At 40.9% G+C, this 12,038-nt stretch carries 7 protein-coding genes and 1 riboswitch; of the genes, 5 read left to right on the forward strand and 2 right to left on the reverse strand.

Annotated elements, in window-relative coordinates:
* Positions 1–182 precede the first annotated feature (182 nt).
* Positions 183–297: riboswitch (TPP riboswitch) on the forward strand.
* Between the two features lie 133 nt (positions 298–430).
* Positions 431–2,209 (forward strand): phosphomethylpyrimidine synthase ThiC, encoded by a 1,779-nt coding sequence (thiC, locus tag ACQKOG_RS18360; protein ID WP_402873902.1) that lies wholly within the window; start codon positions 431–433, stop codon positions 2,207–2,209.
* A 169-nt stretch (positions 2,210–2,378) separates the two neighbouring features.
* On the opposite strand, the gene ACQKOG_RS18365 is transcribed toward thiC, so the two are convergent.
* Positions 2,379–3,884: a catalase gene (locus tag ACQKOG_RS18365; RefSeq protein WP_370079674.1), complete on the reverse strand. Its 1,506-nt coding sequence runs from the start codon at positions 3,882–3,884 to the stop codon at positions 2,379–2,381.
* A 457-nt stretch (positions 3,885–4,341) separates the two neighbouring features.
* On the reverse strand, positions 4,342–5,787 hold the full coding sequence (locus ACQKOG_RS18370) for a helix-turn-helix domain-containing protein (protein WP_427447817.1): 1,446 nt from the start codon (positions 5,785–5,787) through the stop codon (positions 4,342–4,344).
* Between the two features lie 229 nt (positions 5,788–6,016).
* Here ACQKOG_RS18370 and hutH point away from each other — a divergent pair, with 229 nt between their 5' ends.
* From hutH to hutI, 4 genes are all read left to right on the forward strand, one after another.
* Entirely contained in the window at positions 6,017–7,531 is a 1,515-nt protein-coding gene (gene hutH / locus ACQKOG_RS18375; RefSeq protein WP_427447819.1) for a histidine ammonia-lyase, read from the forward strand.
* Positions 7,532–7,633: 102 nt separating this feature from the next.
* The gene (locus tag ACQKOG_RS18380; RefSeq protein ID WP_370079680.1) at positions 7,634–8,962 is read left to right on the forward strand and encodes a YjiH family protein; all 1,329 of its coding nucleotides are present in this window, start codon (positions 7,634–7,636) and stop codon (positions 8,960–8,962) included.
* A gap of 15 nt (positions 8,963–8,977) precedes the next feature.
* Entirely contained in the window at positions 8,978–10,648 is a 1,671-nt protein-coding gene (gene hutU / locus ACQKOG_RS18385) for a urocanate hydratase (protein WP_370079682.1), read from the forward strand.
* Positions 10,645–11,931, forward strand: a complete 1,287-nt coding sequence (gene hutI / locus ACQKOG_RS18390) for an imidazolonepropionase (protein WP_427447822.1) — start codon at positions 10,645–10,647, stop codon at positions 11,929–11,931. Before hutU ends, hutI begins: the two co-directional genes overlap by 4 nt.
* Positions 11,932–12,038 lie beyond the last annotated feature (107 nt).

Genomic DNA, 12,038 nt, shown 5'->3' on the forward strand with positions numbered 1-12,038 from the left:
AAAACATTTGTAGCTGACGCTTCGCTTTTGCGCAGAGCAAAGCTTCCTGGGGGCGTCCGATGAGCTGTTTCGCATACGCTCCGAAGTCTAATCAGAAGCTGATTCTTGATGAATGTGCCAAAAATAATCAAATGAAGCTTCCATCTATTAGCAATATCTGCTACACTATCATCAAACTTAATAGCATTAACTAGGGGAGTCTGATGAGTCAGGCTGAGAGGGAAACGCATAGAGGTTTCTTGACCCTTTGGACCTGATCTGGCTCATACCAGCGTGGGAAAGTTAACCATTATTGCACTCAATGTTATTTGCAATAACTATACCTTTACATTCTTAGCCGGATCCAAAATTTTTTGGATTCGGCTTTTGTCTTTGTTTGGGTGAGCTAGATTCGGTCCTTATATAAATGTAAAAGGGAGCGAAGTAGTTTATGACAACAGTTAGCGACAAGAATATTACGATTATGTCCAGTTTTGAAGGAAGTAAAAAAGTTTACGTAGAAGGATCTCAATCAGATATTTTAGTGCCAATGCGTGAAATTGCTCTAAGTCCAACGACAGGAAGCTTTGGTGAAGAGGAAAATGCGCCAGTACGTGTTTATGATACGAGCGGCCCGTACACTGATCCTGCGTATAAGGTGGATATTACGAAAGGATTGCCAGCTTTATGTAGTGCATGGATCAAAGAACGCGGTGATGTTGAAGAATACGAAGGTCGTACTATCAAGCCAGAAGATAATGGATTCCGTAAAGCTGATGATCCGCGAATGAATGAAAATGTTTTTCCGGAATTATCTAGAAAGCCTTTACGCGCGAAGAAAGGTAAAAATGTAACACAGCTTCACTATGCACGAAAGGGAATTATTACTCCAGAAATGGAATTTGTAGCGATACGTGAAAATATGGACCCGGAATTTGTGCGCTCAGAAATCGCTGCAGGACGTGCTATTTTGCCATCTAATATTAATCACCCTGAGGCAGAGCCGATGATTATTGGACGTAACTTCCACGTGAAAATTAACGCCAATATTGGCAATTCAGCAGTGTCATCCTCTATTGCAGAAGAGGTAGAAAAAATGACGTGGGCTACACGCTGGGGTGCTGATAACATTATGGATTTATCTACTGGTAAGCATATTCATACGACACGTGAATGGATTATCCGTAATGCCGCGGTGCCAGTAGGAACGGTGCCGATTTATCAAGCGCTAGAAAAAGTAAATGGTGTGGCAGAGGATTTAACGTGGGAAGTGTATCGTGATACGTTAATCGAACAGGCTGAGCAAGGTGTTGATTACTTCACGATTCATGCAGGGGTATTACTGCGCTATGTGCCATTAACGGCTAATCGTGTAACAGGCATAGTGTCCCGTGGAGGCTCGATTATGGCGCAGTGGTGTTTATATCACCATCAAGAGAGCTTTTTATATACTCATTTTGAAGAAATCTGTGAAATTATGAAAACCTATGATGTAGCCTTCTCTTTAGGTGATGGTTTACGTCCGGGTTCTATAGCAGATGCAAATGATGAGGCTCAATTTGCGGAGCTAGATACGCTAGGGGAATTAACGCAAATTGCCTGGAAGCATGATGTACAGGTGATGGTAGAAGGACCGGGACATGTTCCAATGCATCTTATTAAAGAAAATATGGATAAGCAGTTAGAGGTGTGTAAGGAAGCACCTTTCTATACTTTAGGGCCGTTAACAACAGATATTGCTCCTGGCTATGACCATATTACATCAGCTATCGGTGCTGCGATGATCGGTTGGTATGGTACAGCGATGCTATGTTATGTGACGCCTAAAGAGCATCTCGGCTTACCAAATCGTGAGGATGTTCGCGTAGGGGTTATTACGTATAAAATTGCTGCACACGCGGCAGATTTGGCGAAAGGGCATCCGGGAGCACAGCAGCGTGACGATGCACTATCTAAGGCACGATTTGAATTCCGCTGGCGCGATCAATTCAATCTTTCGTTAGATCCAGAGCGTGCGGTCGAATACCACGATGAAACGTTGCCTGCAGAAGGAGCGAAAACTGCGCACTTCTGTTCAATGTGTGGACCTAAGTTTTGTAGTATGAGAATCTCACAAGATATTCGTAATTATGCAAAAGATCAAGATTTAAATACGACTGAAGCGATCCACCAAGGTATGCAGGAAAAGGCAAAGGAATTTAAAAAGGCAGGCAGTCAAATTTATCAATAATTATTAGAGCGGGCTTGTGTCTACTAGACACAAGCCTTTTTTGGTCATTAAGATAAAAAAGCTCCATGTGAAGTTGCCCTTCACATGGAGTAAAAAGTTGGATTTGGATATCAATAATAAGTGGAAAAAATCAATTATGCCTCAGCAAATGTTTGTTTGCTGAAATAAATTAAACGTTTGTTGGTTGTTTTTCGTATGGGTTTGAAAGATCCATACCTTCCAATGAAAGACCCATAGCTTTTGCTACACCTTCACCATATGCTGGATCAGCTAAATAGCAGTGCAGGATATGACGACGTTTGATGAACTCTTCAACTGGTGCCATATCATTAGCAGTATTTTCGAATAGGCGTTGTTGTTCTTCGGCAGTCATTAGGCGGAATAATTTACCCGGCTGCTCGAAGTAGTTGTTGTCGTCTTCACGGAAGTCGTGGATACCGGCATTACCGTCAATACGTAATTCAGGCTCTTTATAGTCTAAATTATGCTCCCATTCACCATAGCTATTTGGTTCATAGCCCAAAGTTGAACCAAGATTGCCATCGAAACGCATAGCACCGTCGCGGTGGAACGTACGGAATGGACATTTTGGTGCATTTACAGGAAGCGCGTAGTGGTTCACACCTAAACGGTAGCGTTGTGCATCTGCATACGCAAAGATACGAGCTTGTAACATTTTGTCTGGCGAGAAGCTAATACCAGGGATAATGTTAGATGGTGCAAAGGCAGCTTGCTCAACTTCCGCGAAGTAGTTGTCCGCATTTTTGTTTAACTCGAATTCACCCACAGGAATTAATGGGAAGTCTTTTTTATACCATACTTTTGTTAAATCAAATGGGTTATATGGTAACTCACGAGCTTGTTCCTCTGTCATTACTTGAATGTACATTTTCCATTTAGGGAAATCGCCTTTTTCAATTGCCTCATATAGATCGCGTTGTGAAGATTCGCGGTCGTTACTGATTACTTCAGCAGCCTCAGCACCAGTGAAGTTTTTAATGTCTTGCTCTGTACGGAAGTGGAATTTAACCCATACGCGCTCATTTTCAGCATTAATAAAGCTATAAGTGTGAGAACCGAAACCATGCATATTGCGGTATCCAGTCGGAATACCACGGTCAGACATAACAATTGTTACTTGGTGAAGCGCCTCTGGTAATGAAGTCCAGAAATCCCAGTTTGAATTAGCGTTTTTCATATTTGTGCGTGGGTCGCGTTTTACCACGTGGTTTAAATCTGTGAAGTGTAAAGGATCACGGAAGAAGAATACAGGTGTGTTGTTACCAACTAAATCCCAGTTACCTTCTTCAGTATAGAACTTAAGTGCGAAGCCACGAATATCGCGCTCAGCATCCGCTGCACCACGCTCACCTGCAACTGTTGAGAAGCGTGCAAACATCTCAGTCTTTTTTCCAACTTCTGAGAAGATTTTTGCTTTTGTATATTTAGTAATATCATGCGTTACAGTGAGAGTACCGAATGCACCTGAACCTTTAGCGTGCATACGACGTTCAGGAATAACTTCACGGTTGAAGTTCGCTAATTTTTCAATTAGCCATACATCCTGAAGTAATAGAGGACCACGAGGACCTGCTGACATAGAATCGTGGTTGCTTACTACTGGAGCACCACCTGCTGTTGTAAAACGACGGCTACGATTATTTTCATTTGTCATATTAGTTTACCTCCTAAGAAAAATTGTGAGTCAAACTCTTCATCAATAACTATAACAAACGCAAACTAGAATTGCTAGTAAATTATAATCATTATTGTTAAAGAATTTTTATAGTAATATATAAATTATAAATATATGCTAGACTTAAAAGGATTATGATTAACCTTTACCACTAATTTAGGTTTTTTAAACATTTTCGAGAATTACTTAAAAATAAGTTATGAAGAAGAGGGAGCTTAAGAATAAAAGAAATTAAAATGAACTCCTTTGTTTATTTATTCTTATTGAAAATAGGATATGATAATTGAAAATAATACTTGATTGCAGTGAAGGCTTGGCCACCTCTTGATAATCAGATATCGATGTGATCTCGCGAGGATAAAGCCTTCATCTCCGCTACGCTTACGCACAAGTTCCCAGTTGGAACAAAATCAACTCCATGTTACTTAATGAAACTTTAAGCTTTTCGATAACGATGAGGAGTAATTCCGATGTGTTGTTTGAAAATTTTAATGAAGTAATTCGAATCATCAAAACCATTTAAATAGGCAATTTCACTAATAGCAAAATCCGTTTCTACAAGCATTTTTGTGGCATTTTGAATTCGGACCTGCTGTAGGTAGCGTTTCAATGGCAAGCCTTGCTTCTTTGAAAAAATCGTACTTAAATAATTAGGGCTAATCCCTAATTTATGAGCAACGTAAGGTAAAGATAACCCGCTATCCTGAAATTGTTGGTCGATAATTTCTATGGCCAGTTCTACATAGTCAGCCCGTTTTTCCATTCGTGCTTCACGAGCTAATTCAATTAGTCTTTGTGTAAATGATATGATGCCATTTAGAATGGTATAAAATATTGGATATTCAATAATTAAATGAAAAAGCTGACGATAATTTTGCTCAATTGCAGCTTTCTCATGTAATTTATACTTCAGCATAAAGCGCCTAATTTGCGCCAAAACACTCGTTAGATGAATACGTAAATCATCTTGCTTGTAATAAATTCCTTCATTAGATAGTCGATATAAAAATGTTTTGACGGCTTCGATATTCCCATCCTCTAAGCTACTTATTAGCAATTGCTGCTCTTCAGGTGTTAGTAATGGATCGAATGGCTGTGTCTCCAATTGTTTGCTCGCATAAAAAATATGTCCATAGCCTTCGTAAAAGCTTTGATGAAGTGCACGTTTCGTTAAGGTATACATATTCTTCATGGTGGTCGGCTCTCCATCATAAACCCCGATATTTAAAGAACTATTATTTGTTAATCTCCATTCCTTCATTAATGTACGAACATCCTTCTCTAAATCATTTGTTTGGAATAAACATACGATTTTTTCCGATAAAGGATAAATCCTCATACTAGAATAAATAGGAGTTTGCTGAAGCCAGTTGTATAGTTTGTTAAACATTTCGGAATGCTCAGGCTCGATCATTGCGAAATGTATATTTGACTCTAGGGAACTTGTTTTACTATCTAAAAATAGTTGATAGTAAAAGGATTCATCTGTAGTTTCTTGATACGCTGCTTCTTCTTTTGGTGTCCGAAGGGAGATGGTAGTGAGCTTTTGCTTTAATACTTCTAAATCAATTGGTTTGACGAAAAGGTGTGCGACCTGTAAATCGATTGCTTTTAATGCATTTTTAAACAATGGCTCTGTCGTCATAGCTAATATAGTCCCTGAATGTTTTTGTAAAGCACGATAAAGCGCAGTTAAACGATTATTCGAGAATAGGTCGATATTGAGTAGTATCACCTCAGGCTCGAATTGCTGGATACTTTGAAGTGCCTCATTAATAGTGGTACTTATTTCGATAGTTACATCGCCGGGGAAATATGTATGTAAAAACCATTGAATGCCTGAAAGATCAGTGGAATCCCTATCAATTAATAACAATTTCACAACTGCAACCCCCTTAAAATTATCTAGTTTCGTAAAAAAATACTGTTATATTATTAAAATAACAAAAATTCTGAAATAATTCATGTTTTCTCTTTTAAAATTCCCTATTTTCTGAAAAAAGTAGTTAGTACAATGTAGATAGAGTAATTGTTATTTATCTTTTGTAGCGATAACTAAATTGATTACGCGCATTTTTACATAGTTATAGAGGGAACAGGGGGATGGCATTATGAAGTCTATTATCGAGCTTGATGGCAAGACGTTAACGAGACAGCAAATAGGGGAAATTGTGAACGGTCTTGCTACGGTTGCGCTATCTACAGACAGTGTGGAGCGTATCCGTTTAAGTAGGGAACGAATTGAAAAACGCTTAGCTGAGGGACAAACCATTTATGGTGTGAATACAGGCTTTGGAAAGCTAAGTAATATAAAGATTGAAGAAGAAGACATTGAGCTTTTACAGTTAAATTTATTACGATCAGATGCAACTGGTGTTGGTGCGCCGTTCCCAACAGATGTTGTACGTGCAATGATGGTTTTACGTACCAATGCTTTAGCACGTGGTTTTTCGGGGATTCGCCTAGAAACAGTGCAGCTGCTATTGAATCTTATAAATAAGGGAGTCCATCCGATTGTACCGTCTCAAGGTTCAGTTGGAGCTAGCGGAGATTTAGCGCCGTTGTCACATTTGGCTTTAGTGCTAGTAGGTGAAGGTAAGGCGGAGTTTAATGGAGAGGTTATGAGCGGCAGTGCGGCGTTACAGCAAGCTGGGCTAACGCCTGTCCGACTACAAGCTAAGGAAGGGCTAGCGCTTGTTAATGGTACACAAGCAATGACAGGTATTGGGGTTTTAACAGTGAACGAGGCAGAGCGTATTGGGCTAGCGGCAGATATGGCAGCAAGTTTAACGCTGGAGTCACTGAAGGGTATTACTTCCGCATTTGATCCAGCGCTTTTGGCGGTAAGGCCACACCCGGAATTAGAGCTTGTTGGTGGACGAATCCGTAAGTGGCTTGATGGAAGTAAACGTGTGACAAAGCAAGGTGAAATCCGGATGCAGGATGCCTATTCACTACGTTGCATTCCGCAAGTACATGGTGCTTCATGGCAGTCATTTTTCTATGCGGAGGACCGTGTGCAAATTGAAATGAATGCAACGACAGATAATCCGATTGTTTTAGAAAATGGAGAAGTATTGTCTGGTGGGCATTTCCACGGTCAACCAATTGCATTAGCCATGGACTTTTTAAAAGTTGGTGTATGTGAGTGGGCTAATATTTCAGAGAGACGTACAGAACGCATGGTAAATCCGCAGCTTAACGAAGGTTTGCCACCATTTTTAGCGACAAATCCTGGTATTGAATGTGGACTAATGATCGCTCAATATACAGCAGCCTCTATCGTATCTGAAAACAAAGTATTGGCACATCCTTCAAGTGTGGATTCTATACCGACGTCAGGTAACCAGGAGGATCATGTGAGCATGGGTACAACATCTGCTCGCCAAGTACGTCAAATCGTACACAATGCTGCTCGTGTTATTGCGATAGAAATGATTTGTGCTTCGCAGGCTATCCATTTAGACAAGGCAGAAGAGCAGTTATCTCCAACGACGCGAAAGTTTTTAGAAAAAGTGCGCGAATTTTGCCCGCCGTTGTTAGCGGATCAGCCAATTGGTGATGAAATTGAAGCGCTTTCAGAGTATTTATTAACGAGTGATGTTCTGTTGAATGAGTATGTGTAAACCATAAGACGTTAACTTCCTAGAAGAAAATCTAAAAAATGCTTCAGCTTGGTCGGGTGATGTGGATTTCTTTCAAAAAGAGCACTTGCATGGGGGGATAGGATGGAAATTCAACAACAAGAGCTGAGGCAAGACTCGGATTTTCGAGTCTCCTCTGCTTTCAAGATGATTATCTGCAGCTTAGTCGGAATATTTAGTTTTTTTATCTCGTTTGAATGGCAAGGTAAGAATACAATTTTAATTGATCACATTGTGAACTTTATCCGTGCCGAAGCACCACTGCTTGTAACTGCATATGTACTCATAATGCTGGTAGGTGGAGCGATTCATCCATTCCTTACTAAGAAATGGAATAAGTCAATCGTCAATATCGTGATGTCAATCTTTAAAGTGGGCGGTATGATTGCGGGGATTATGTTAATTTTCAATGTAGCTCCTGCATGGTTAGCGGATGAAAGTATCGGCCCGTATTTACTGGAGAAGCTTGTTAAGCCAGTAGGGATTCTAATTCCAATCGGATCTTTGTTTTTAGCACTTCTAGTAAGCTATGGGTTGCTTGAGTATATCGGTGTTTTAACACAACCGTTTATGAAGCCTATTTTTAAAACGCCGGGACGTTCAGCAGTGGATGCTGTTGCCTCGTTTGTCGGTAGTTATTCGGTTGGGTTACTGTTAACGAACCGTGTATATATGGAAGGTCGCTACACAGCAAAGGAAGCCGCGATTATTGCAACGGGTTTCTCGACTGTTTCTGCAACGTTTATGGTTGTCATTGCAAGTACGCTGGATATTATGCAGCATTGGAATGCGTTTTTCTGGGTGTCTCTCGTTGTAACATTCGTGGTCACTGCGTTAACGGCGCGTATTTATCCACTTCGTTCGATGAAGGATGAGTACTACAAGGGCACGACGCCGATGCCAGAAAAGATTGTTAAGAAGGACCGTTTTAAAGAAGCATGGCGTCAAGCGATGGATGCAGTTGAGCAAAATCCGCCGTTATCTAAAATTTTATGGATGAATTTAAAGGATGGCTTCATCATGGCGATGGGTGTTATTCCGTCGATTCTATCAATTGGTTTGCTAGGGCTTGTACTTGCAACATATACACCGATTTTTGATTGGCTTTCGTATATTTTTGTACCATTCACATATTTGTTACAAGTTCCAGAACCGTATTTAGCTGCAAAAGCGCTGTCATTATCATTAGCAGAAGTATTTTTACCAGCGCTTGTTGTCACACAAGCAACACTTGTAACGAAATTTATTGTGGCGGTCGTATCGATATCGGCAATTTTGTTCTTTTCGGCCGTTATACCACTTATTTTATCATCTGAAATTCCATTGACATTGCGCCAAATTATACTTATTTGGTTTGAACGTGTCGTATTAACTTTAATCATCGTAACGCCAATAGCATTTTTACTATTTTAAAGGAGCGTGTTTTTTATGGTAGTCAAAACAAATATTCGTGCACCACGTGGAAATGAATTATCTTGTAAAGGTTGGACGCAAGAAGCTGCAATGCGTATGTTAATGAACAATCTAGATCCTGAAGTAGCAGAAAATCCAGACGAGCTAATCGTCTATGGTGGAATCGGTAAAGCGGCGCGTAATTGGGAGAGCTATGAGCAAATTATTGCGTCATTAAAAGAATTAGAGAATGATGAAACACTTCTGATTCAATCAGGGAAACCAGTAGCTGTATTCCGTACGCATGAACATGCACCACGTGTATTAATTGCGAATTCTAATTTAGTACCGTCGTGGGCGAATTGGGAGCATTTCTATGAGTTAGAGGACCGTGATTTAATGATGTACGGTCAAATGACAGCTGGTAGCTGGATTTATATTGGCGCACAAGGCATTTTACAAGGAACGTATTTATCATTCGTAGAGGCCGGTAAAAAAGTATTCGGCACAGCGGATTTACGTGGTAAGTTCATCCTTACAGGTGGTATGGGTGGTATGAGTGGTGCTCAGCCTTTAGCGGGGAAAATGGCTGGCGCTGTCATTTTAGTAGTCGAAGTAGAGCGTGCTCGAATTGAACGTAAAATAAAAGAGGGCTACTGTGATTACCTTGTGGAAACGGTAGATGAAGCGATTGAATTGGTTAATAAACTACGTGATAAAAAAGAGCCTGCGTCAATTGGTCTTGTTGGCAACTGTGCAGATGTTAATCGTGAGCTATTGAACCGAGGAATTATCCCTGATTTTGTTACTGACCAAACATCTGCCCATGATCCAATCAATGGCTATGTTCCAAATGGTTTGACGTTTGAGGAAGCACTTGAACTGCGTAAAAGTGACGTAAAAACATATGAGCGAAGAGCAAAAGAGACGATGGCTGAGCATGTTCGTACAATGCTTGAATTCCAACAGGCAGGTGCAGAAGTATTTGATTACGGTAATAATATTCGTGCTTATGCGAAAGAGATGGGTGTAACGAATGCCTTTGATTTCCCTGGTTTTGTTCCGGCGTATATTCGTCCTTTATTCTGTGAGGGGAAAGGTCCATTCCGTTGGGCTGCGCTTTCGGGTGACCCTGAGGACATTTATAAAACAGATGCACTTGCCAAAGAAATGTTTGCTGAAGATGAAGGTCTTGTGAATTGGATTGATATGGCGCAAAAAATGGTTAAATGGCAGGGGTTACCGGCACGAATTTGCTGGTTAGGCTATGGTGATCGTCATCGTTTTGCATTGAAGGTTAATGAAATGGTTGCCAATGGTGAGCTTTCAGGACCGATTGTCTTTGGTCGAGATCATCTAGACTCAGGTTCAGTTGCATCGCCAAATCGTGAAACAGAGGGTATGATGGATGGCTCTGACGCAGTATCAGATTGGCCAATTCTAAATGCACTTGTTAATACAGCAAGTGGTGCCAGTTGGGTAAGTGTGCATCACGGTGGTGGTGTAGGTATGGGTTATTCTCAGCATGCTGGCCAAGTGCTAGTAGCGGATGGTTCTGAGCTAGCCGCAGAGAAGATTGCACGAGTGTTAATTTCGGATCCAGGAATGGGTGTTGTGCGTCACGCAGATGCGGGTTATGAAATTGCTATTAATACAGCAAAGAACAAAGGTGTGCGTATACCAATGTTAAAGGATGATGCGAAGTGACAATTTTAATCAAAAACGCCAATGAAGTGATCACGTTAAAAAGTGCCGTACAAGGTCCTCGTACAAAGGAACAAATGCGTGACATCGCAGTAGTGGAAAATGGCAGTGTTTTAATGGAGGGCAATAGCATTATAGCGGTAGGGTCAATTGCACAACTAGAAGCGGATTTTCCTGATCTAGTAAAGGTGGCTGAGGTTATTGACGCCTCGGGTAAGATTGTTATGCCGGGTCTCGTCGATTGCCATACGCATTTAGTTCATGGCGGTACACGTGAGCAGGAGTTTAATATGCGACTCAATGGTGCCACATACATGGAAATTATGAATGCGGGTGGCGGGATTCATGCCACAACAAACCGGACACGAGAAACTAGCTTTGGTGATTTATATGGAAAAACGATGAATCATTTAGATGTGTTTTTAAAGCATGGTGTTACAACGGTTGAGGCAAAATCAGGCTATGGTTTAGATTGGGAAACTGAAAAGAAACAGCTTGAGGTAGCTAAGGAATTACAAGCTACACATGACATTGATGTCGTTAGTACCTTTATGGGGGCGCATGCGGTGCCGCGTGACTTTAAGGGACGTGAGGATGAATTTGTCGATGTAGTCATTCATGACATGCTGCCGAAAGTAGCTGAGCTAAACCTTGCCGAATTCAATGATGTATTTTGTGAAAAAGGTGTATTTACGCCAGAGCAATCACGACGCATTTTAGAGGCCGGGAAAGCGTTAGGGTTAACACCGAAAATTCATGCAGATGAAATTGAGCCTTATAAGGGAGCAGAGCTTGCTGCGGAAGTAGGGGCAATTTCGGCGGAGCATTTACTAGTCGCTTCTGATGAGGGTATACAAAAAATGGCTGAAGCCGGCACGATTGCGGTATTGCTACCTGGAACAGCATTCTTCCTACGTGCGCCATTTGCAAGGGGACGCCTAATGATTGATGAAGGGGTACCTGTAGCCATTTCAACTGACTTTAACCCTGGCTCATCCCCAACGCTGAGTCTGCCATTTATCATGAATTTAGCTTGTATGCATATGGGGATGACATTAGAGGAAGTGTTAACGGCGACAACTATTAATGCAGCATATGCACTTAACCGTGGACATCAAATCGGCTCTCTTGAAGCAGGCAAACAAGCTGATGTCATTGTATTGGATGTTGCCAACTACAAGCAGTTACAATATTTCTATGGCATGAATCATACGAATACTGTCATTAAAAATGGGCGAGTTGTCGTACAGGATGGAATTCTTTTGAAAAATCAACTAGTAAATTAAATAATATGAAAGGAGGCTGGGACAAAACCCATCTCTAAACTAAAAAGCCGGCGAAATTTTACGATCAGTAAAATTTCACCGGCTTTCAATTTTTTTCATAAAAAATA

Origin of the sequence: Lysinibacillus sp. NPDC093216 (assembly GCF_050280325.1) — a bacterium.
Taxonomy (GTDB): Bacteria; Bacillota; Bacilli; order Bacillales_A; family Planococcaceae; genus Lysinibacillus.